The organism is Synechococcus sp. W65.1 (genome assembly GCF_047461615.1).
Lineage (GTDB): Bacteria > Cyanobacteriota > Cyanobacteriia > Thermostichales > Thermostichaceae > Thermostichus.
This window is the reverse complement of record NZ_JANSHI010000001.1, coordinates 132004-153126: the sequence shown is the minus strand read 5'-3', so window position 1 is coordinate 153126 and position 21123 is coordinate 132004. Positions and strand designations below refer to the sequence as shown.

Here is a 21123-nt window from a genome sequence, read left to right as displayed (position 1 = left end):
GGCGTGGCAGCTTCTCCTTTCCCCCAGCTCATCCTGCGCCCGGAGCAGCAACAGGTCTTGACCTATCAATCAGGGCAGCTGGGGATTGCTGCTGTTCCGGGAAGCGGCAAGACGTTTATCCTGGAGCTGCTAATTGCCGATCTCATCCTCAAGCGCGGCGTCCCACCGGAGCGCATTGGGGTGTTTACCTACATGCGTTCGGCGCGGGTTAACTTGCTGCGCCGTATCAACCAACGCCTGCAGGAGGCGGGCTACCCAGATCGCTTTACCCAAGCCTTTACCTTGCATTCGCTGGCACTGCGGGTGTTGCGGGAGGCCCCAGGCCCTTGGGAGGAGCTGTCCATCTTGGAGGGGTATGAGCAGGAGCGCCTCCTCACCCGCCTTTGCCGCGCCTGGCTCAACTCCCACACCCACCTCTGGGAGCCCTTGATCCCTACGGATGAGAATTTCCCCCAAAAGGTAGCCCAAAACCGGCGGCGGTTCCGGCGCAGCTTCCAGGAGATGGTGCAGGCGGTAATTAGCACGGCCAAGAATCTCCGCCTAGGGCCGGAGGCGCTCCCTCGCGAGGGCTACCTAGGCTGGGCGGCTCCTGTGTACGATGCCTACCAAGCGGAGCTGCGCCGCCGCGGCCAGCTGGACTACGACGACCTGGGCTGGCAGGCCATGGATCTGCTGGAGCGCGACGCAGAGCTGCGGCAGCAGGTGCAAAGCTGGTACGACTACCTGTTCGAGGACGAGGCCCAGGATAGCTCCCCCCTGCAGGAAGAGCTGCTGCGGCTGCTCAGCCAGCGCACGGGCAACCTGGTGCGGGTAGGGGATCCCAACCAGAGCATCATGGGCACCTTCACCACGGCTGAGCCACGGCTGTTTCGCGCCTTTTGTCAGGCCAGCCCCCAGATCATCTCCCTGCAGGAGTCCAGCCGCAGCGCTCCCCAGATCCTGGAGCTAGCCAACCGTCTGGTGGACTGGGTTACTCGGGAACACCCAATCCCAGCCCTGCGCACTGCCCTGGCCCCCCAGCCCATTCGCCCAGCCAGTGCCGGCAGCCCAAATCCCCCAGCCAGCGAAGGACAGGTGGAGTTTCGCTGCGTCAGCGGCACCCCCGAGCGGGAGCTGCAGGAGGTGGCCCAGTGGGCTCTGGCAGCCGCCCAAACCTTCCCCGACCAGACAGTGGCTATTCTGGTGACCACCAACGAGCTGGGGGGCAAGGCCCTCGACTACCTGCGGGAAATGGGAGGGGAGCGGGTTGTCGACCTGTTGCGGGGCAGCCCCAGCCAGCGACGGGTGCTGCTGCAGCTCAAGGGGGTAATTGACTGGTTGGCCGAGCCCACTTCCTCTGCTCGGCTGGCTGCGGCAGTGGATCGCCTGGCCGATTGGGCCGGGATCTCGCGAACTGAGCTGGAGCCAATGCTGGGCTGGATCCGCGCCTCGCTGCCGGAGCGGCTGCTCTTTCCCCAGTTTGATCCAGCCCCCGTGCTGCCTGAGAGCCCCTCTTGGCAGAGCTTGGGCCGCTTGCTGCGCACCCTGGCCAGTTGGCTGCGGGCTGGGCGGTCTCCCTGGCCGGAGGTGCTGAATGTCATTGTCCAAAGCCTCTACCGCAAGCCGGAAGAGCTGTTTGTGGGCTGCTATGTCCTCAACCAGCTGGAGCAGGTGCTGGGATCCCTGCCCGAGACCGATTGGCAAGAAGTTGCCCAGGAGTTTCAGGTAATTCTGGATCGCCGCCTCCACAACCTGCCCTCGGAGATCTTGGCCTTCAACCCCGAGCCGGGCACGATCACGGTTGCCACTCTGCACCGGGCCAAGGGTTTGGAGTGGGATCAGGTTTTCATCCCCCAGGTGTCGGCCTACGAGTTTCCTACCCACTACGAGGAGCGACCGGTGGGGCTGAGGTTTTTGGAAGACGTCGATATGAAGGCAGAAGCCCTAGCCCAGTTGCGGCAGCTCAGCCCCAGAAGCTACTGGGATCTGCAGGCCAACTCTCCTACCGAACAGGCCTTTTTGGACTTGGCTGCCGAGCGGTTGCGGCTGCTGTATGTGGGCATCACCCGCAGCAAACGGCGGCTGACCCTCTCGGTCTCTACCCAATCTTCCTATGGCAGAGAGCAGAGCACAGCTTTGGCCTTTCGCGTGCTCAGGCACAGTTTCGGGCTCAATTAGCCCCAGATCAACTAAGGTTCTTGTTTCTTCCACAGCCTGCTAACATAGCTAAGCCCACGGGGGCAGTCGTTACAGGCCATGGGTGTTTTGCCATGCAACCTCGGCGTGTTGCCCGCGAACTGGCCTTGCTGGGGGTCAGCCAACTGCCGACCACGGCGGCCAAACTCAGCGAAAAACAATTGGAAGACTTGCTGTTGGCAGCTATCCGCACCTTGCAGGAAGAAACCCATGAAACCCTTGCAACCGCAGCAGCGGAGATCCAGCGCAGCGACCGCCTGTTGCAGGAGAGCGATCCCCTGTTGTTGGCCGTTTCTGAGGCGAAGGAGGAGAGCGGATCCCGTTCCCTGGCTCTCCGTCTTCAGCAGGCCCAGCGGCAGCTGCAGCGTCTGGAAAGGGCTTTGCAGGAGGTCGCTGTGCCAAAGGAGTTGCCGGAGCTGGTCTACCAAGCCCAGGTGGCCCTCGGCAACGCGGGTCAAGCCCTAGAGCACCTGGAGCAGCGGCTGCAGAGCGTCCGCCACATCCTGGAGGAAGTGGTTCAGTTGTCCCAAAAGGCCGTCAACCGCCTGGGGGCTGCCCTCTCCATGCCGGAGCTGTTGCACATTGTCCAAGCGCCGGAGGTGCGCGCCTATGCCCTGCAACTGTTGACTGCCCTGCACACCCACAAGGAAGCTATCGATGCGCGCCTGCAGGGGGTCTTGGTGGGCTGGCAACTGCAGCGGGTGGGGCGGATCGAGCGCGATATCCTGCGCCTGGCGGTGGTGGAGATGGAAATACTGGCCAGCAGCCCCGTTAAGGTCGCCATCAACGAAGCTGTAGAGTTGGCCAAAAAGTATGGGGATCCGGAGGCTGCCGCTTTCGTCAACGGCGTGCTGCGACGAGTGGTGGACAGCCAGGAGACACTTGCTGACAGTTCCCCCGGCTAAAACCGGGATCCCAAGATCTGCCTTGGACAATGGCAGGGGATCCCCCCCAAGAAACCTCTTGCACGGCTGCTGCTTATTCGCCTCTAACCTGTTCTTGCCGGGCCTGCTCCCGCTCTTGCTTGAGGTGGGCTACCTCGGCTTCCAGCTCTTGAATGCGGTGCAGCAACTGCTCAATTGCCCGTCCTACCGGGTCGGGCATGAGGTGGTGGTCGAGGTCAATGCCGTGGGCGGGGATGCGGCGCTGATGGGGTGGGAGGACTGCCCGGCCTGGGATCCCAACCACCGTCATCCCAGGGGGCACATCGTGAATCACGACGGCGTTGGCTCCAATGCGGGCTCTGGCGCCAATGCGGACTGGGCCAAGGATTTTCGCTCCTGTGCCTACGATTACCCCGTCTTCCAGGGTAGGATGCCGTTTGCCCTTTGTCCAAGAGGTGCCCCCCAAGGTAACGCCGTGATAGATGGTAACATCGTCGCCAATTTCCGCAGTCTCGCCGATGACCACGCCGCAGCCATGGTCGATGAAAAAGCGCCGTCCAATCCGGGCTGCTGGGTGAATTTCAATCAAGGTGAGGGAGCGGGAAATAGAACTAATCAACCGGGCCAGCAAGAAGCAGCGCCGCTGCCACAGCCAATGGGCGATGCGGTGCAGAAACAAAGCGTGGACGCCTGGGTAGGTGAGGAGGACCTCCCAGCGGTTGCGAGCTGCCGGATCCCGCTCAAAGACACAGTCGACATCTTCCCAAAATTGCTGCCAGAACCCCAGCTTTGGCTTTGGCTGGCTGGAGGGGGGAGCCTCACCTCTGTCTAGTTGGGAGCTTTCTGCCGCCGACTGCTTGGCCTCAGTCAGCATGAACGGTCTCCGATAGGGAACCTCCACTTCTCCCCTTCTAGCACTTTTTGTTGCCAGTGGGAGGGATCCCTGGCAGCCTACACCTGTTGACCAAGAAAACTGGGTTCAAGCCCCGCCCTTAAGGCCTCCGGCCCGAAGAGCGCGAGAGGGCGGCTTTTGCTAGAATGCGAGAATTGCTCCACCCATTCATAGGAGGGTGCAGCGCACAGCTAAACGTATCTGGGCTTAGGCCCAGTAGTTGGGGCTACGGCATCCCCCATAGGGTTGAGGTTTAAGCCTCATGCTCTATGTAGCTCAGCCAGTAGGAAGCATCCTGCTGCCTGAGAAAGAATCCCTGCCCTAAAGGGCAGGAGAATGTCAAGCCACCTAGAAGTGAACGAAAATGAGATCACGGCTAGTGCTTAACTTGCAGGCGGCTATGCTAGACCCTCTTTTGGAAGAGAAAATCCGCGAGCAAATTCGCACCCACAAGGTGCTGATTTACATGAAGGGCACCCCGGAAATGCCCATGTGTGGGTTTTCCTACACAGCTGTGCGCATTTTGGACAGCTTGGGCTTCCCCTACACAGCTATTAACGTGCTCGAGGATCCGGAAATTCGGCAAGGGATCAAAGAGTTTTCCAACTGGCCAACCTTCCCACAAATCTATATCAACGGGGAGTTCATTGGCGGCTGTGACATTCTCCAGGAGATGCATGCCCGCAACGAGCTGCGCCCCCTGGTGGAAGCCGCCTTTGCCAAGGCTGATCCTTAACCTTGAGGGATCCCATGCTCACCTTGGATGGCCTGCGGCAGCTCCTGGCTGAAAAGCTGCAAGCTCTCTACGTCCACGTGGAGGACGAGTCGCACCGCCATGCTGGCCATAGGGGACGGCACCAGGGAGCGGGAGGACACTACCGCGTACAGGTGGTGTCGCCTCTTTTTACTGGCAAAACGCTTTTGCAGCGCCATCGCCTAGTGTACGCCGCCCTAGCCGAGCAGATGGGGCAGAGCATCCATGCCTTGGCCCTGCAAACGTACAGTCCCGAGGAGCTGCCGGCCTCCGAGATGTCTCACATTGAAATAGCATAGAGGGCGAAACGGCTACCCCAGCGAGGGAAGGGAGAAGGTATGGCAGCTCTTTTAGCCACCTGGCTGATGTCAGCCTTGAGCGTGATGATTTTGGCTTGGCTCTTGCCTGGGATCCACGTCTCCGGGTTTGGAGGTGCCTTGGTAGCGGCGCTAGCCATTGGTTTGGTAAATAGCTTGGTGAAGCCACTCCTGCAGTTGATTACCCTACCGCTTACGATCTTCACTTTTGGTCTGTTTTCCCTAATTTTGAACGCCATTTGCTTGCTCATTGCCGACAAGCTTGCCGGTGACGCCTTCAAGGTTGACAACTTTGGCTGGGCACTGGTTGGGGCAATTGCTCTCTCCATCATTGGCAGTTTGGTTCGGAGCATTTTTGAACAAGCTGCTTAGTTTCCTTGCAGAACAAGCCGAGTTAGCCAGCAAGTTGCCCCTACCCCCACCGCTCAAGCCCGAGCTTTGGAGACAGCCTCCAGCAGGGTGGGAGGGGATTGTTGCTTCTGGGGAGCAGCTTCAGCCTTCTTGGCCCGCTTGGCCGTCGCTGGTCGGCTGGCTTTTGCCTGGGCCTTGCCCTCTTTTTCCGCCAGCAGTTCCAGAGCCATCTCCAGGGTCACGGCTGCAGGGGAGAGATCTTTGGGCAGCGAGGCGTTGACTTTGCCGTGCTTGACGTAGAGCCCATAGGGGCCGTCGTGGAGAGTTACGGGCTTGCCATCTTCGGGGTGGGATCCCAGCTCGCCTAAGGGTTTGGCCGAGGCGCGACTGCGGCTCTTTTTGGGCTGGGCCAACAGCTCCAGGGCCCGCTCCAAGCTAATGGTCAGGACATTCTCATCGGGGGGCAGCGAGCGAAACTCCCCGTCGCAAGCCACGTAGGGGCCGAAGCGGCCAATACCGGCCTGCACCTTTTTCCCCGATTTGGGGTGTTCGCCCAACGTACGGGGTAGGCTGAGCAACCCCAGGGCAATCTCTGGAGTGACGTCCTCCGGCTTTAGCCCTTTGGGCAGGGAGACGCGCTTAGGCTTTTGGTTTTCCTCAGAAATTTCCCCCAACTGGACATAGGGTCCATAGGGGCCCTGCGGGATCACGTAGATTGGCTCTTGGGTCTCTGGGTGGAAGGCGATGGGCTTGGGGCCTTCCTGCTTGCGCCGGATAAGCTCCTCGATGTGTTCAAGGGTCAAGTCGGCAGGGGGAATATCTTCAGGTAGGTTGGCACGTACCTCTCCTGCTTCGGTTTCGACCACCACATAGGGTCCGTAGGGGCCAATACCAATCTTGGCGGGCAGGTTTTCTAGGTGAATGGAGCGAGCCAGGTTAGGGTCAATTTCTAGCTCCCGTGCCTTCACTTGCCCCTCAAGGCCCTGCTCACCCAGGAAGAAGTGGCGCAAATAGGGCAGCCACTCTGCCTGGCCGGAGGCGATGTCGTCCAGGGTTTGCTCCATCTCGGCAGTGAAGTGGACGTTGACGAGGTTGGGGAAGTATTTTTCCAGCAGCTCGGTAACGGCAAAGGCCGTGTAGGTGGGCACAAGGGCGCTTCCCATCAACCTCACGTAGCCCCGGCTCTGGATGGTACTCAGGATGGTGGCATAGGTGCTGGGCCGGCCAATGCCCTCCTTTTCCAACACCTTCACCAGGGAGGCTTCGGTGTAGCGGGGCGGAGGTTGGGTTTCATGAACCACCGGCTCCAGCCGCAGGCAGTCCACTTGCTCCCCTACCTGCAGCAGGGGCAGGTGCACCTCTTGATCTTCCAAAGCCGCCTCTGGGTCGTCGGATCCCTCTACGTAGGCGCGGAAGAAGCCGGGGAAGTCAATGCGCTTGCCGCTGGCCCGGAAAACCGCCTCGTCGACCGTAATGAGCACAACCGTGTGGGTTTGCCGCGCCTCAGCCATTTGACTAGCGACGGTACGCTTCCAGATGAGGTCGTAGAGGGCCAGCTCCTGCCCCGTGAGCGGGGTTTGGCTGGGCAGGCGAAACTCCGAGCCAGCAGGGCGAATGGCCTCGTGGGCTTCTTGGGCCCCTTTGGTTGTAGTGGTGTACTGCCGCGGCTCAGGGCTGAGGTACTCCCTGCCGTACATCGCCTCCACGCAGGCGCGGGCAGCACGGATGGCCTGCTCTGACAAATGCACCGAGTCGGTGCGCATGTAGGTGATGTAGCCCTCCTCGTAGAGCTTTTGGGCAATGCGCATCGTCTGCTGGGCTGACAGGCGCAGCTTGCGGTTGGCCTCTTGTTGCAGCGTGGAGGTGGTGAAGGGAGGGGCGGGCTTGCGGATGGAGGGGCGCTCTTCTACAGAGCTGACCACCCAGACTTTCCCCACTAAGCGCTCCCGCAGGGACTCCGCCTGGGCTTGATCCAAGAGCACTACCTCTCGCCCGGCTATCAGCTGCCCCGTGCTGGGATCGAAGTCTTGTCCACTGGCTAGCCGCTTGCCACCCAGGCTCACCAGCTCTGCCGGGAAAACCGTCGCCGAACCAGCGCCCTTTGACTGCAGCTCTGCTCGGAGATCCCAGTAGAAGGCTTTCTTGAAGGCCCGCCGCTCCCGCTCCCGATCCACCAAGAGCTTAACCGCCACCGACTGCACCCGCCCGGCTGAGAGTTTGGGGCCAATCTTTTTCCACAGCAGCGGCGACAGAGTGTAGCCCACTAGGCGATCCAGGATGCGGCGGGTCTCTTGGGCCCGCACCAGCTGCTCGTTCACCTCGCGACAATTTTGCAGGGCCTCCTGAATGGCCTCGCGGGTGATCTCGTGGAACACCATGCGGCGGGTAGGCACCTTGGGCTGCAACACCTGTTGCAGGTGCCAACTGATGCTTTCTCCCTCCCGGTCTTCGTCGGTGGCCAGGATCAGCTCATCTGCTTTCTTGAGCGCCTCCTTCAGCTCCTTGACCACCTTTCTTTTGTCTTTGGGGATCACGTAGAGAGGCTCGAAGTTAGCGTGGACATTGACCCCTAGGCGGCTCCACTCTTGATCCTTCACCTCCTCGGGAATGTCGGCAGCCGACTCGGGCAGATCGCGCACATGTCCCATTGAGGCCTGCACCTCATAGTCGGCGGGCAAGAAGCTGCGGATGGTACGAGCTTTGGTAGGAGATTCAACAATGACCAGCTTGGGCATGATGAAGTCTAAAAAGACTGACTGCAGCTATCGCGCCCCCCACTTTTGGCGGGCTAGGGCGTGCTGTAAGAGTTGCTCAAGAATCAGGGACTCTTCTCTGGAGCGTAGCAAGTCTGCCTGCGCTTGACTAGGCAGCTTTCGCTAGGCCTCCTCCTAAGACTCCAGTTTCCAGATCTGGGGACACTCCTGACCATGCACCACTTTTCAATTCGCACTGCCGATATCTTCCGCTCCATGGCCTTCTACGAGAGGCTGGGCTTTAAGGTGGAAGAGCGGTTCACTGCCGGGATCACTTTGGCCTGCTGGATGCGCGGTCCCTGGGGCCGCCTGGAGCTGATTCAGGTACCCCAGCCCCACCCTGCCCCCGATCCCTTTGGGGATCCCCACTATGTGGGCTACTACCACCCCTCTTTTGAAGTGGGCCCCGAATGGGGATCCCTGGCCACCTACCTAGAGCATTTACAAGCGCAAGGGCCCCTAACCGTGGTGTTGCCGCCTCAATGCCAGAAAATTGGGTCTCAAACCTACGAGGTGGCTTTCATTGCCGATCCCGATGGCCTGCCGATCGAGCTTATCCGTCTGCAGGGATCCCTAGCGTCAAAAGCGGAGCCGGCTTAACCAAGGCTGCCGCCAGCTAAGGCCCAGGGCCCAAGGAGCGCAAGCAGGCTTCAGCGCCATAGAGGAGGTGTTGCCCAGCGCGCCCTTGAAAGCATCCCCGCCCTTGGGGGCTGGGGGGAACGTCAATTGGGTTTATCCTGGACGTAGGTTGTGTTGCCCTTGGAGAGGATAAGGCTTATGGAGATGGATCTCCGTCCCCTGCTCATTCTGGCTCCTGTTGTTTTAGCTGTAAGCTGGGCCGCTTACAACATCATCAAGGCTGCCATCAAGGGGGAAGCCAAGCTCTTTGGCGAGAGGGGTAACAACCCCTTTGGCAAGAGCAACAGCTAGGATCCGTTGGCAGCTCCTAGACTCCCTGTATGTCGGACGCAAATCCCCCAGAGGCAGGGCCGTCGCCTGCGCTGGCTGACCGGAAGTCAGCGGATGTCATTGTTGTCGGAGCAGGGGTGGCCGGCTTAACCTGCGCACGGCAACTGTTGCGGGCAGGGCTGCAGGTTCTGGTACTGGAGAAATCGGCAGGCCTTGGCGGGCGCATGGCCACTCGACGGGTTCAGCACGCTGGACAGACAGTGCCCGTAGATCACGGAGCGCAGTACCTGACTGCCGATTCCGATGGCTTCTATCGCTGGGTCAGGGAGCTCCTGGGCCTAGGACTGCTGAGGGAGTGGACCCGTTCCTTGCATCTGCTGGATCAGGAAGGGCTGCACCTAGAAAATGCCAACGACCAGAAGCCGCGCTATGTCTCTCCCCAGGGCATGACGGCGCTGGCTAAGCAGCTAGCTGCTCCCCTAGCGGTTTACACCCAAACTCGGGTAGTGGGCCTCGAGCCCCAGCCAACCAGTTGGCAAGTGCAAGCCGAAGATGGCCAGTGCTACGAGGCTGCGGCCCTGGTGATGGCCATCCCCGCTCCCCAGTTGCTGCCTTTGCTGCGAGGAAAGATTGCTCCTGGGGACAACCTGTTATCCCTTCTGGAATCCGCTGCCTACCAGCCTTGCGTTGCCGTGTTGGCTAGCTACGCCGAAGACACGCCGCTGCCCCCCTGGAAAGGGATCAAGGGTTTGGACGATCCCCTATTGGCTTGGGTGGCCCTAGACAGCAGCAAGCGGCCCCAGCCCCTGCCGCCGCTGGTGGTTTTGCACGGGGGAGCGGAGTGGTCGTCGCTGTATCTCGAGGCGGCGCCTGAGGAGCTGGAAAAGGCCGGTCGAGAGCTGCTGGCCCATGCTGCCCAGCGCTTGGGATCCTGGCTGGCCTCGCCGCAGTGGATCCAGGTTCACCGCTGGCGCTACGCTCTTCCTGGGGAGGCGATAGGTCTAGCCAGCCTTGGCACCTACGTTCCTACGGGTTCCGGCAAGAGACTCCCCCTGGTGTGCGCTGGCGATTGGTGCGCTGGAGGTCGCGTAGAAGGGGCCTGGCTCTCTGGCCAAGATGCTGCTAGAACCTTGCTGGAGATGTTGGGAATGGGAGGGCGCTCCTAAGCAGTTAGACTAAACGGGGGCCGAAAATTCCAGCCGGGTCAAACTGCTGCTTCAGCCTCTGCATCAAGGTTGCTGTCGGGCCAAAGTTGGGGGCTAGGGCGGTTTTTAGAGCCGGCGGCGCCTCCAAGAGCACAAGAAACCCTCCCGCAGCCTGGAGATGGCGCTGCAGTTGCAGCAGGGATCCCTCCTCAGGCTGAGGGATCCAGGCTCGCCCCAATCCGCAGCCGCGGTGCAGTTGCACCTGGGCGCTAGGGAAAAGGGATTGGAACTGCTCCAGAGTTGCCAGGCTTTGGCTGGGCGGGCAGCCAAACTTGGCCAACACCATCCCCGAACGGGGCAAGGGCAGAGGCGGAGCCCCAGGCCTTACCTCTTGCCAGCTCAATCCCGCAGGAGCTAGCCGCTGCACCAGAGCCGTCTGTTGGGCAACTACCCGCTCCGAGCCGTGGAAGTGGATCCAGAGCTGGGATCCCTCCCCCCTTAGCCAGAGATCCACCCCCGCTGGGCTGACCGGCGCATTCAGCACCTGCCGAGCCAGGACCTCCAAGTCGGCCAGGGCTCCTGTGGCCAGCAAGGTTGCTTGGGCCGCCGGCAAAGGATAGAGCCGCAGGGTTACCTGCGTCAGGATCCCCAAACTGCCCAGGGATCCAGTAAACAACCTCGTCAGGTTGTAACCGGCTACGTTCTTAACCACCCGTCCCCCTGCTTTAGCCACCTCCCCGTCGGCCCGCACCCAGGTGATGCCCAGCACGAGGTCGCCAATGCTGCCGTAGCGCCAGCGCAGCGAGCCCGTATCGGCGGTGGCGATAATGCCGCCCACTGTGGCCCAGTCAGGGTAAAGGGGATCCACCGGCCACCATTGCTTTTGCTCGGCCAAGATCTGCTGCAGCTCCGCCAAGGTCATGCCGGCCTCTACTGTTACGGTCAGGTCGGCAGCCGCATGGTCAATGAGGCGGCGCAGCCCCCGGGTGGAGAGGATGAGATCCACTGTTTCCAGGCAAGGGGCCCATCCCCACTTGCTCCCCTGCCCCAGCGGCAGCACCTTCCGCCCCTGGCACTCCCTGAGGATTTGAGCCAGTTCCGCAACGGTCGAGGGAGTTTGGATGGGGATAGCAGTGGCTTGGCTGGAAAGAAAAGCCGCCAGCGCAGGAGAAAAAGCCATAGTTGCCCCAAGACTTCTTTTGTAGGCAGAGAGCCTAGAGGCTGGCCTCGGCAGGGCGAGACTCTTTCTCCCCAGAAGGGGAGGAGGCAAGCCTTTGCTGCTCCACCAGGCGGGCAAACTCCTGCTCGAAGGTCACTAGGGCGCGGTTGGTTTTGCCCCCTAGGTAGAGTCCTGCCTCCGTCTCCAGGGCCCAAACCTGGCTGTAGCTGAAATAGCTCATCACCACTCCCAGCATCAGCAGCCCAAACCCAAGGTAGACAAGGGGGATCCCTGGATCCGATTTAATCTGCAGGCCGGTTGCACCGATAACCTCATCCAGGTGCAGGGTGAGGCGGTTGGGGAAGCGCTGCGGGGCAACTTCGTCGAGAGCTAGACTCATGCCCTGGCGCAGGGATCCTATCCACTGGCCCTCGGCGTCGTAGAGGAGAGCTGTCCCCTGCAGATCCGGCAGTAACAGCGTCAGGCCCTCGCTAAGATTTGGCCGAGTGGGGATAAAAGCGCCCCAGAGCTTGTTGCCCGCCTGGTTGGGCACCCGCACCACTGGGATCTGGAAGGGGGGGCTGTTGTTGAGGCGGATGCGGATGCTATCGATGCTCCAGTCGGCCTGGTAGAGGGTCACACCCTGGTAGGAGAGGGGATGGTTGACAGAGATGGTCTGGCGTTTGACCTCCTGGCCCCCCTCCAGAATGGAGAGGTCAGAATAAAACTGCTTCACCCGCCCGTCGGGAGCATAGTCAATCCAGAAGCGGTTGACCCGAATCTGCCAGGTGGGCAGACGAGCCAGATCCCCTGCGCCGGTGATGTGTTCGATGGCGGCAACCCCGCCGCTGGGAATCAGCTCCTGGGCCTTGAAGCCAGCAAGGCTGCCCCAGATGGCCCCCAACAGGATGAGCAGCAGGCTAGCATGCACCAAGATGGGGCCGAACCGCCCAATCAACCCCTTGCGGGCGTAGAGGCAGGATCCCTCCTGAAACACAGCGTAGCCCCCTTGGCGCAGCCGCTGCGGCAATCCTTGCAGGGATTGCTTGGGCAGATAGGTCCAAAAGGGCAGCCGCTGGAAGGAAGGGGGGCGGGTGAGGTAGCTCCAGCGACGGGCCGCCTTGAGCATCGGCCATTGGCGCGTGAGAGAACAGGCAGCCAGGCTGCTGCCAAGTAGGATCAAAAGAGCCAGAAACCAAGGGGTGCGATAGACGTGATCCAGCCCCAGCTTGAGGATCAGCCGCCAGGTGAGAAAGCCAAACAGGGCCGGCTGCTCAGGGTAGTGGGCCTGATAGAAGGCCACCGTTTCCTCTTGCTCGATGACCGTGCCGATGGCACTGAAAACAGCAATTGCCAAGAGAAGGCCAATGGCTAGCCGCAAATCCACCAGCAGCGGCAGCAGTTCATGGCGCAGATAGCGCCGCAGGGGGGAAAGCCACCGCGCCAGCGGGGCAGAATCCTTGGACATACAAGCTCCCCTAGGTCCAAGCCGAGAGGATGGTGACGGTGCCGAACCCCACCAGCACCAGGCCACTGGCATAGGTAAGCCAGCCCGACCAGCGCCGCAGGGCCAGCAGTTGCTTAATCGCGCCGGTAAACACCCCCGCCAACAGCAGCGGCAAGACCAGCCCCAGGGCGTAGGTCAGCAGTAGCCCACCTCCCACCCAGGGCTGCCCTGTGGTGGAGACCCAGCCTAGCAAGGCCACCAAAACTGGCGTACTGCAGGGAGAGGCTGCTAGACCAAAGGTGGATCCCAGCAACACCGACCGGCCTAGTCTGGGCCACTCGCCAGGGATCTCCAACCCGTTAAACCAACTGGGAAAGCGCAAGGGGATGACCTCCAGCAGGTTCAGGCCCATGAGGATGGCGAGCCCGCCCGCTACTAGGGATCCAAAGGGGGTGGTTTGTCCGTAAACCCGGCCTAGCAAGGCTGCTCCCAAGCCCAGCAGGCTGAGGGTCAAAGCCACACCAACGGCAAAGCCCAGGGATTGCACCCAGACCTGCCGGCGCACCTCTCCGGCCGCTGCGGGGGCGCTGGGAGTGTAGCCGCCGATGTAGCCGATAGTTACCGGCACCATGGAGAGCATACAGGGAGAAAGGCTGGTAACCAGACCTGCTAGACCCATCGCCAGTAGGCTCAGGGGAGAGAGGTGCTGCAATTGACCTTGAACCAGCTCCGCTGCCCACTGCTCCAGGTGGTAGAGGATATCCGCCATAGAAGAAGCCGTCGCGTCTAAACCTAGGCTAGCTCAAAGAACCTGGAGAACTTGGCGCTGACTGGCCAGCGCCCTCAACGGCAGCTCCAGCTTGGAAAGCCTGGGGAGCTACTTGGGCTGTTGGCAGGCGGCAATGCTGCTGGCGATAACGGCCTCGGTTTCGGCCAGGCCTTTCCAGCCCAGAATCTGGGTTTCTTTCTTCTCCAAGCGCTTGTAGGTGGCAAAAAACTCAGCAATCTCGTCCAGGCGGTGCTGGGCAATATCTTCCAACTTGGTTACGGAAGCGTAGCGAGGATCCTTAGCCGGCACACACAGCAACTTCTCATCCGGCTCCCCCGCATCGATCATCTGCAGCATGCCCAGCGGGCGCACCGCAATCACACACCCCGGAAAGGTCGGCTGATCCATGATCACCAGGCCATCCAAGGGATCCCCGTCCCCTGCCCGCGTGTTGGGCACAAAGCCGTAGTCGTAGGGGTACTGCACCGAGGAGTAGAGCACCCGGTCTAGGATCATCACGCCCATCTCTTTGTCAAACTCGTACTTGTTCTTACTGCCGCCAGGGATCTCGATCAAAAGGTTGAGCAAGCCTGGCTCTGGTTGGGCAGGGATCCGCGACAGGTCGATCACAGCCAATACCCTCGGAAGACGTGACGAAGAAACAGCCAGAGGGCATTATACCCCCTGGCTTGAGATTTCAGCTAGCAAGCTCCTCGGGCAAGATTCGAACTTGCGACCAATCGGTTAACAGCCGACCGCTCTACCGCTGAGCTACCGAGGATCGAGACATATCCCATCATAGGGAAAAAACCGCTGCAAGGCAACTCCTCAGTCGGGCACCGCTAGGGCAGCAGCAAGGCGCTCTTTCAGGGTAGCCACCACCGCTTCAATGGGAAGATCCACGGCCTGACCGGTGGCCCGTTCCGCCAATTCCACCTTGCCCTGCTTGAGGCTGCGCCCCGTAGTTAGGCGATAGGGGATCCCGATGAGATCGGCATCTTTAAACTTGACGCCGGCTCGCTCATCTCGGTCGTCCCAGAGGGTTTCGATACCGGCAGCGTCCAGCTCTTGCACCAGTTTTTCTGCCACCTGCATCTGCTCCGGGTCAGCAGTGTTGGGCACTACCACCACCACGTGGTAGGGGGCAATGGCCACCGGCCAGATGATGCCGTTGGCGTCGTGGGACTGTTCCACTGCCGCCTGGGCTAGTCGCGATACCCCAATGCCGTAGCAGCCCATCCACAGCGGCTGCTCGGCGCCGTGCTCGTCGGCAAAGGTAGCCCGCAGCGGCAGCGAGAACTTGAGGCCCAACTGGAAGATATGGCCAACCTCAATGCCCCTTGCCCCCTGGAGCACCTGGTCAGGGTTGAATAGACAGCGATCTCCTGGTTGGGCTTTGCGCACGTCAACCACCTCCGGCAAGGGGTACTGCTCCCCCCAGTTGGCTCCCACCACGTGTCGCCCCACCTGGTTGCTACCGGTTACAAAGTTCTTCAGCGAGGCTGCTGTCTGGTCAGCTAGGCGCAAAATCTTGGGGGCAAAGTGTTCCTGCGGGCCCAGGCAGCTATCGGGCAGGTCAGGGGCAATGTAGCCCACGGGAACCGGATCCCCTTGCCAGCTTTTTTGGATCTCAGCATCTGCCAAAGTGAGTTTGAGCAGCTTCTTGGCTTGGTAGCGCTCCGCCAGACGGTTGAGGTGGTTGGCCAATTTCACTTCATTGACCTCTTGATCCCCGCGGATGCTTAGTAAAACCACCACCCGCAGGCCGTTGTCGTAAAGGGCCTGGTAGAGCACATTCTTGACGATCAAAGTGGGGGAGATCTTCAAGAAAGCCGCCAGCTTCTCGATGGTTTCCGTTCCCGGCGTATCCAGAACCTGGAAGGCTGTGTAGGGAGACTCGGCTGCCGGCGGCGGAAGGGAGACGGCTTTCTCCACATTGGCAGCATAGGAGCCATCGGGGGTGTAGAGGATCTCGTCTTCCCCGGCAGAAGCCAGCACCATGAACTCCTGGGACATTGCCGAGGGCCCGCCAATGGCGCCCGCATCGGCCTCCACCACGCGAAACTGTAGCCCGCAGCGACGCAGGATGCGGCTGTAGGCGCGGTACATATCCTGGTAGGTCTGGCGCAGGCTCTCTTCAGTGGCGTGGAAGGAGTAGGCGTCTTTCATGAGGAATTCCCGGCCCCGCAGCAAGCCAAAGCGAGGTCGGATCTCGTCGCGGAACTTGGTCTGGATTTGATAGAGGATTTGCGGCAACTGGCGATAGGAGCGGATGAGATCCCGGGCCAGCAGGGTAATCACCTCTTCGTGGGTGGGGCCCAGGGCCAGCTCGCGCCTCTGGCGGTCTTCGAGGGCAAACATGATCCCTTCTGCCTGGGTATACACCTCCCAGCGGCCCGACTCCCGCCAGATCTCCGCTGGCTGCAACTGGGGCAAGAGACACTCCTGAGCCCCAATGGCGTTCATCTCTTCCCGAATGATGTTCGAGATCTTCTGCAGCACCCGCCAGAGCAGGGGCAGATAGGTGTAGATCCCGGAGGAGAGCCGCCGGATAAAGCCGCCTCGCAGCAGCAGCTTGTGGCTGGCCAGCTCTGCTTCGGCAGGATCCTCCCGCAGGGTTACAAACAACATCTGACTCAATCGCTGGCTCCGCTGCATTCCTCCCTTCCCCTTGACAACTGCCTCCAGTGTTCTCAAGAAGTCCTCCCCCTGGGAGGGATCCCAGAGACTCTAGGCCGCCCAAATGACTAGGCAGGCGCTAGGGTTCGCCGCTTGGTAACCATCTGGTAGACCTCGATAATGTCCCCTTCTTGCCAGGCGTCGAACTTCTCGATGGCGATCCCACACTCGAAGCCGGCAGTTACCTCCCGCACGTCGTCCTTGAAGCGTCTGAGAGAGTCGAGGCGCCCCTCGTAGACTACCTCTCCTTTGCGGCGAACCCGCACCAGGGCATTGCGCTGCACTTTGCCGGAGAGCACGTAGCTGCCGGCAACGGTGCCGCGGCTGATGGGAATGACTTTGCGCACTTCCGCCTGGCCCAGCGGCTCTTCTACCTCCTCCGGCTCCAGCAAGCCTTCCATGGCTGCCCGCAGGTCGTCCAGCAGGTTGTAGATGATGTCGTATTCGCGCACATCGACCCCCTTCTCGTCGGCAGCCCGCCGCGCGCCAGGGGCAAAGGTGGTGTTAAAGCCCAAGATAATGGCGTCGCTGGCTGCTGCCAGATCCACGTCAGTCTCGGTGATCTCCCCAGGAGCTGCCAGAAGAACCCGTAGGCGCACTTCCTCTTGCGGCAGATCCTGTAGGGCCGTCTGGATGGCCTCGGCGGATCCCTGGACATCTGTTTTGAGAATCAGGTTCAACTCTTTGAGCTGGCCTTCCTGAGCTTGAGCTGAAATGCTAGCCAGGCTGACACGGCGAGAGAGCGACGCCTGTTGTAAGCGGCTTTGCCGCAGCGCCTCCGCTCGCTCCTCAGCAATGCGGCGTGCTTCTTTCTCATCGCTGTAGACCTGGAACTCATCCCCTGCCGCCGGCACCTCCTCCAAGCCCAGCAGTTGTACCGCTGAAGAAGGCCCGGCCTCCTGTAGCCGTTGGCCGCGGTCGTCCATCATTGCCTTGACGCGGCCAAACACTGCGCCCGCCACTAGCGTATCCCCCACCCGCAGGGTGCCGTTTTGCACCAATAGAGTGGCCACTGGCCCCCGCGCTTTGTCCAGGTGGGCCTCAATAACAGTGCCGCGAGCGGGACGATTGGGGTTGGCCTGCAGCTCCGCCACATCCGCTACCAACAGGATCATCTCAAGCAAGGCGTCTAGGTTGCGGCGGGTGAGAGCGCTGACCTGCACCATGGGCGTGTCGCCACCCCACTCCTCCGGCACCAGCCCATGCTCTGCCAGCTGCTGCTTGACGCGCTCCGGCTGGCTGCCGGGCTTGTCAATCTTGTTGATGGCCACAATGATGGGCACCTGGGCTGCCCGCGCATGGCTGATGGCCTCCAGCGTCTGCGGCTGCACCCCATCGTCGGCAGCCACCACCAGGACAGCGATGTCAGTAACGCTGGCGCCGCGGGCGCGCATGGCCGTGAAGGCCTGGTGGCCAGGAGTATCCAGAAAAACAATGCGCCGCTTTTGGCCCTCAAAGTCTACATCCACGTGGTAGGCGCCAATGCGCTGGGTGATCCCACCGGCTTCTTGCTGGGCCACGTTAGTGTGGCGGATGGCATCGAGCAAAGTGGTTTTGCCGTGATCCACGTGACCCATGATGGTGACCACCGGCGGACGGGGCACCAGATGGTCAATGTCCTCCAACTCAAGCATCTCGCTTTTCCTAGCTTTGGGCTCCGTCTCCGGCCGGCGGATCTCATAGCCCAACTCTTTGGCCACCGTCTCAGCCAGCAACTCGTCTAAAACCTGGTTGATGGTTACCTTCACCCCCTTGAAGAAGAGGGTTTTGATGATCTCAGTTTCCGACACCCGCAGGCGCTGGGCTAATTCCTGCACACTGAGGCTGCCCTCAAGAACCAGAACCTTCTCTTGCAGCGGCAATTCCGCCGTCTCCTCAGGGGGGCTAGTTTTAGTGGATAGCTGCGAGGAGCGCTCAGCAGCTGGCCGAGGGCGCGGGGTTGAAACAGCCGCTGTCGGCGGACGCTGGGCAGGGGGCTTGGCAGTGGGACGGGGCAAGGGCTGGATGGCGTTTAGCTGCGCTTGCTTGACGGTGGAGATCGCCGTCAGAGAATCCAAATCCAAGCCATCTCCATCTCCTTCCTCGCGTCTGCGTTTGCGCTTGCGCTCGGCCTGGCTGCGGCTGGATCGCCGTTCGAGGGCTTTTAGCTCCTCATCCTCCTCTTCTTCCACCGTCTTGCGCTTGACCTTGGGCGTGGCAGGCCGCCCAGGAGCCTCGACCAGCACGGGAGTGGAGATCCCTTCTGGCAAGGGGGGAGAAGATGCTGGCTCGGCGGGAACCGTTTTAGCGGTAGGACGGGTGGGCGGCCCCACCAACTCCAGCCGCCGCTGGGGACGGGGAGCCTCCTCCACTTGGCTGGGGCTGTCTTCCTTTTTGGGAGCTGCTGGCTGGCGCTCGGGAGGACTGGCAGGGCGAACAGGTGGGCCCACGAGCTGGGGACGCGGTCGCTGGGCGGTTGGGGGAGAAGAAGCCTTCGCTTCTGCAGGACCAGGAGCAGGGCTGGGCTCGGAAGCCGCTTGAGGCGACTCAGGCCGTCGTGGAGGGGGGGGCACCGTTGGGCGCTTGGCCGCCGGAGCAGGGCCGGCCTGGGGGCTAGCTGCTTTGGCTACAGCCGGCTCAGGTCGAGCTGGAGGGGGCGTCAGCTGTGGCCTGGTCTCACCCACGCGAGCAACTGGTGGCTGCGGCGGGCTGACTGCAGGAGCCTCTTTTGGCGGAGGGATACGTTCAGGTCGCTGCAGCAGCGTTTTGGGAGGACTGGCTTCACTAGGGGGGGCTGGCGGCTGAGCAGGAGCAGGCCGGCGAATGCCAACAATAGCCTGAGGGCGCTCGCTCGCCTTGGCTTCCGCCGCCGGCTCGGCTGGCGAGCTTCCTTGCGGCTTGCTCCGCGGGCGAGGTGGTTTCACAATAGGAGACTTGCCCAGCTTGCTACGCACCAACTCAGCTTGCTCTAGGGAAATGGTGCTGCTGTGGCTCTTGAAAGGGATCCCCAGCTGCTCACAAACCTCCAGCACCTCGCGATTGTCACGCCCCAGTTCGCGGGCAAGGTCGTACAGTCGAACTTTGTCGGTCATTCCTCTGCTTGCCTCTGCTCCTCTCTCCTTGTCAGTTTTACAGGAGTTGAATCAACCTCAATTAACGGATTGAGACTAAACCTGCTGCAGCATAATTCCAGGGGGAATCTAAGTCCAAAAGGGCCGGGGGGCATAGGCAACTAGGGCAGGAAGCAACACCGACAGTGCCTTTTTAGGATAGCCCTTCTACAGTTCCCAGAAGTTGGCCACGGCCGACCTCCCCCAGCCCCATTCTGACAGCTAAGAGGGGCTACCGTGTAGCTGGAACGGAGTGAACCCAGTACCTTGACCGATTCAGGGCTACTGAGGTTGCTCTGAGACTCGCCCCTCTGGGACTGATGTCTCCTGGAGGCTTTCTGCCTCAGAACTGCGCAGCAATTCCTGCTCCAGCAGTTGCCACAGCGAGTCGGGCACCGGCGCCTTGAGGGCTCTACTCATCTGGTGCCTCCGCCGGGCTGCCTGCAAGCATTCTAGCCGGCGACATAGGTAGGCAGAACGACCCATGCCTCTGCCCAAAAGCACCTGGTGAGTGTCGTATTGCCTAACCAGCCGCCACAACTGGGAGCGGGGAAACAATTGGCGGCAGCCTACGCAGCGCCGTAGAGGATCTGCGCCTGCCAAAGGATTTGCCTTGAGGAGCCTACTTGGCCTAGTCTACTTCAACTGGGGCAGCCGTGACTGCAGAAACTCGAAGAAACGCTCCACCAAGTAGGGATCCCGCCAGCCCTTGGCTGTTTCTTCCCGCAGGATGTCCATGGCCTCTTGAACGGTGAAGGCGCGCTTGTAGGGTCGCTCCGAGGTGAGGGCGTCGTAGATATCGACAATCTGGAAGATGCGGGCCACCAGCGGGATCCCTTCTCCCCTGAGGCCATCGGGATAGCCGCTGCCATCCCAGCGCTCGTGGTGGTGGCGGATGAGGGGCAGCACATCTCTCAGGGTGCGCAGCGGGCGGCAGATCTCCTCTCCAATCAAGACATGGGATTTCATCACCTCCCACTCTTCCGGCGTATGCTTGCCCGTTTTGCCCAAAATCGCATCAGGTATACCCACTTTGCCGATATCGTGCAGGTAGCCTCCCCAGGTCAGCACCTTGATTAGAGGACGGGGTAGCTGGAGAAACTCGCCAAAGCTTTTGGCCAGTTGTGCCAGGCGCTCACAGTGATCCCCAGTGATGGGATCCCGGCTTTCCACAATGCGGGCAATGGCAAATAAAGCCTGGGCGGCATGATCCAAGTCTTCGTTCAAATGCTTCTGGTGAACGAGGGAACGCACCCGCGCCAGCAATTCCGCCTCGTCAAAGGGCTTGCCGAGAAAATCATCGGCCCCTGCCTCAATGCCCCGCAGGCGATTTTTGCGGTCGCTAGCGGCTGTCATCAGCACCACCGGGATCAAGCGCGTCTCCCCATTGGCCTTGATGCGCCGACAGACCTCAAATCCGTCGAGCCCCGGCATCCTTACATCCAACAAAATCAGATCCGGCTGCAGGGTTTGCACCATTTGCAGGGCCTGCTGGCCGTTTTCCGCCTCGCTGACCTGGTAGCTACTGCTCTCCAGCAATTTCCTCAGCAACAGGCGGCTGTCGCGCTGATTGCCCACAACGAGGAGGTGCCCGGCCTGCCCGCTTTCCGTTGTTAAAGGGGTTACCTCAGGGATCCCATCCCCCCCAAGCCTCTCAGCTTCAGCCGAGTGCATTTTGGCAAAGACTGTCGCTCGCTCACTGCTTTCACGGTAATCTCACCTTCCACCTGCAAGCATCCGCCTTTTCGCTGAGTTTGCCAAGGCTTTAAGTAACTGCCAATGCTTGAAAAAGCACTGGCA

Annotated in this window: 18 protein-coding genes and 1 tRNA gene; 8 read left to right on the top strand and 11 right to left on the bottom strand. The window is 61.0% G+C overall.

What is annotated here, in order from left to right:
* Nucleotides 1-3: 3 nt before the first annotated feature.
* Together NW806_RS00740 and nusB are read left to right on the top strand one after the other, a co-directional pair.
* Nucleotides 4-2157 carry an ATP-dependent helicase gene (locus tag NW806_RS00740; protein ID WP_414409638.1) on the top strand — a complete coding sequence of 718 codons (2154 nt, stop codon included), beginning with the start codon at nucleotides 4-6 and terminating at the stop codon, nucleotides 2155-2157.
* Between the two features lie 92 nt (nucleotides 2158-2249).
* A complete protein-coding gene (nusB, locus tag NW806_RS00735) occupies nucleotides 2250-3080 on the top strand; it encodes a transcription antitermination factor NusB (RefSeq protein WP_414393360.1) in 831 nt (276 codons plus the stop codon).
* A 73-nt stretch (nucleotides 3081-3153) separates the two neighbouring features.
* Here nusB and cysE read toward each other — a convergent pair whose 3' ends face one another.
* Nucleotides 3154-3933: a serine O-acetyltransferase gene (cysE, locus tag NW806_RS00730; protein WP_414405409.1), complete on the bottom strand. Its 780-nt coding sequence runs from the start codon at nucleotides 3931-3933 to the stop codon at nucleotides 3154-3156.
* Nucleotides 3934-4351: 418 nt separating this feature from the next.
* Between cysE and grxD the strand changes: the two genes are divergently transcribed.
* From grxD to NW806_RS00715, 3 genes are read left to right on the top strand one after another with little or no spacing between them, the layout of a single operon-like run.
* Nucleotides 4352-4687 (top strand): Grx4 family monothiol glutaredoxin, encoded by a 336-nt coding sequence (gene grxD / locus NW806_RS00725; protein WP_414409719.1) that lies wholly within the window; start codon nucleotides 4352-4354, stop codon nucleotides 4685-4687.
* Nucleotides 4688-4701: 14 nt separating this feature from the next.
* Complete coding sequence (locus NW806_RS00720) at nucleotides 4702-5004, top strand: BolA family protein (RefSeq protein WP_414409637.1); 303 nt, start codon at nucleotides 4702-4704, stop codon at nucleotides 5002-5004.
* A 39-nt stretch (nucleotides 5005-5043) separates the two neighbouring features.
* Nucleotides 5044-5394 (top strand): phage holin family protein, encoded by a 351-nt coding sequence (locus NW806_RS00715; RefSeq protein ID WP_414409636.1) that lies wholly within the window; start codon nucleotides 5044-5046, stop codon nucleotides 5392-5394.
* A gap of 53 nt (nucleotides 5395-5447) precedes the next feature.
* Here NW806_RS00715 and topA read toward each other — a convergent pair whose 3' ends face one another.
* On the bottom strand, nucleotides 5448-8108 hold the full coding sequence (topA, locus tag NW806_RS00710) for a type I DNA topoisomerase (RefSeq protein ID WP_414409635.1): 2661 nt from the start codon (nucleotides 8106-8108) through the stop codon (nucleotides 5448-5450).
* Nucleotides 8109-8300: 192 nt separating this feature from the next.
* Here topA and NW806_RS00705 point away from each other — a divergent pair, with 192 nt between their 5' ends.
* The 3 genes from NW806_RS00705 to NW806_RS00695 all read left to right on the top strand — a co-directional run bounded on the left by NW806_RS00705 (nucleotide 8301) and on the right by NW806_RS00695 (nucleotide 10201).
* Nucleotides 8301-8726, top strand: coding sequence for a VOC family protein (locus NW806_RS00705; protein ID WP_414409634.1), 426 nt, complete (start codon nucleotides 8301-8303; stop codon nucleotides 8724-8726).
* Between the two features lie 177 nt (nucleotides 8727-8903).
* Entirely contained in the window at nucleotides 8904-9056 is a 153-nt protein-coding gene (locus NW806_RS00700) for a photosystem II protein Y (RefSeq protein WP_414393370.1), read from the top strand.
* 29 nt (nucleotides 9057-9085) lie between these two features.
* Nucleotides 9086-10201, top strand: a complete 1116-nt coding sequence (locus NW806_RS00695; RefSeq protein WP_414409633.1) for an NAD(P)/FAD-dependent oxidoreductase — start codon at nucleotides 9086-9088, stop codon at nucleotides 10199-10201.
* Between the two features lie 4 nt (nucleotides 10202-10205).
* Here NW806_RS00695 and NW806_RS00690 read toward each other — a convergent pair whose 3' ends face one another.
* The 9 genes from NW806_RS00690 to NW806_RS00650 all read right to left on the bottom strand — a co-directional run bounded on the left by NW806_RS00690 (nucleotide 10206) and on the right by NW806_RS00650 (nucleotide 20997).
* Entirely contained in the window at nucleotides 10206-11360 is a 1155-nt protein-coding gene (locus tag NW806_RS00690) for an FAD-binding oxidoreductase (protein WP_414409632.1), read from the bottom strand.
* A gap of 34 nt (nucleotides 11361-11394) precedes the next feature.
* Nucleotides 11395-12807, bottom strand: coding sequence for a cytochrome c biogenesis protein (locus NW806_RS00685; RefSeq protein ID WP_414409631.1), 1413 nt, complete (start codon nucleotides 12805-12807; stop codon nucleotides 11395-11397).
* Between the two features lie 10 nt (nucleotides 12808-12817).
* Complete coding sequence (locus NW806_RS00680; protein ID WP_414409630.1) at nucleotides 12818-13555, bottom strand: cytochrome c biogenesis protein CcdA; 738 nt, start codon at nucleotides 13553-13555, stop codon at nucleotides 12818-12820.
* A 108-nt stretch (nucleotides 13556-13663) separates the two neighbouring features.
* On the bottom strand, nucleotides 13664-14182 hold the full coding sequence (locus NW806_RS00675; protein WP_414393789.1) for an inorganic diphosphatase: 519 nt from the start codon (nucleotides 14180-14182) through the stop codon (nucleotides 13664-13666).
* Between the two features lie 82 nt (nucleotides 14183-14264).
* Nucleotides 14265-14336 (bottom strand) — tRNA-Asn (locus NW806_RS00670).
* A gap of 47 nt (nucleotides 14337-14383) precedes the next feature.
* Nucleotides 14384-16213 (bottom strand): proline--tRNA ligase, encoded by a 1830-nt coding sequence (locus tag NW806_RS00665; RefSeq protein WP_414409629.1) that lies wholly within the window; start codon nucleotides 16211-16213, stop codon nucleotides 14384-14386.
* A gap of 89 nt (nucleotides 16214-16302) precedes the next feature.
* Nucleotides 16303-19305 carry a translation initiation factor IF-2 gene (gene infB / locus NW806_RS00660; protein ID WP_414409628.1) on the bottom strand — a complete coding sequence of 1001 codons (3003 nt, stop codon included), beginning with the start codon at nucleotides 19303-19305 and terminating at the stop codon, nucleotides 16303-16305.
* 300 nt (nucleotides 19306-19605) lie between these two features.
* Nucleotides 19606-19926, bottom strand: a complete 321-nt coding sequence (locus NW806_RS00655) for a YlxR family protein (protein ID WP_414393383.1) — start codon at nucleotides 19924-19926, stop codon at nucleotides 19606-19608.
* 33 nt (nucleotides 19927-19959) lie between these two features.
* On the bottom strand, nucleotides 19960-20997 hold the full coding sequence (locus NW806_RS00650; RefSeq protein ID WP_414409627.1) for an HD domain-containing phosphohydrolase: 1038 nt from the start codon (nucleotides 20995-20997) through the stop codon (nucleotides 19960-19962).
* Nucleotides 20998-21123: the final 126 nt, after the last annotated feature.

Excerpts from the sequence above, each read along its gene's own strand:
- nusB (WP_414393360.1), top strand. The coding sequence starts at position 2,250 with ATGCAACCTCGGCGTGTTGCCCGCGAACTGGCCTTGCTGGGGGTCAGC.
- cysE (WP_414405409.1), bottom strand. The coding sequence starts at position 3,933 with ATGCTGACTGAGGCCAAGCAGTCGGCGGCAGAAAGCTCCCAACTAGAC.
- grxD (WP_414409719.1), top strand. The coding sequence starts at position 4,352 with ATGCTAGACCCTCTTTTGGAAGAGAAAATCCGCGAGCAAATTCGCACC.
- NW806_RS00720 (WP_414409637.1), top strand. The coding sequence starts at position 4,702 with ATGCTCACCTTGGATGGCCTGCGGCAGCTCCTGGCTGAAAAGCTGCAA.
- NW806_RS00715 (WP_414409636.1), top strand. The coding sequence starts at position 5,044 with ATGGCAGCTCTTTTAGCCACCTGGCTGATGTCAGCCTTGAGCGTGATG.
- topA (WP_414409635.1), bottom strand. The coding sequence starts at position 8,108 with ATGCCCAAGCTGGTCATTGTTGAATCTCCTACCAAAGCTCGTACCATC.
- NW806_RS00705 (WP_414409634.1), top strand. The coding sequence starts at position 8,301 with ATGCACCACTTTTCAATTCGCACTGCCGATATCTTCCGCTCCATGGCC.
- NW806_RS00700 (WP_414393370.1), top strand. The coding sequence starts at position 8,904 with ATGGAGATGGATCTCCGTCCCCTGCTCATTCTGGCTCCTGTTGTTTTA.
- NW806_RS00695 (WP_414409633.1), top strand. The coding sequence starts at position 9,086 with ATGTCGGACGCAAATCCCCCAGAGGCAGGGCCGTCGCCTGCGCTGGCT.
- NW806_RS00690 (WP_414409632.1), bottom strand. The coding sequence starts at position 11,360 with ATGGCTTTTTCTCCTGCGCTGGCGGCTTTTCTTTCCAGCCAAGCCACT.
- NW806_RS00685 (WP_414409631.1), bottom strand. The coding sequence starts at position 12,807 with ATGTCCAAGGATTCTGCCCCGCTGGCGCGGTGGCTTTCCCCCCTGCGG.
- NW806_RS00680 (WP_414409630.1), bottom strand. The coding sequence starts at position 13,555 with ATGGCGGATATCCTCTACCACCTGGAGCAGTGGGCAGCGGAGCTGGTT.
- NW806_RS00665 (WP_414409629.1), bottom strand. The coding sequence starts at position 16,213 with ATGCAGCGGAGCCAGCGATTGAGTCAGATGTTGTTTGTAACCCTGCGG.
- infB (WP_414409628.1), bottom strand. The coding sequence starts at position 19,305 with ATGACCGACAAAGTTCGACTGTACGACCTTGCCCGCGAACTGGGGCGT.
- NW806_RS00650 (WP_414409627.1), bottom strand. The coding sequence starts at position 20,997 with ATGCACTCGGCTGAAGCTGAGAGGCTTGGGGGGGATGGGATCCCTGAG.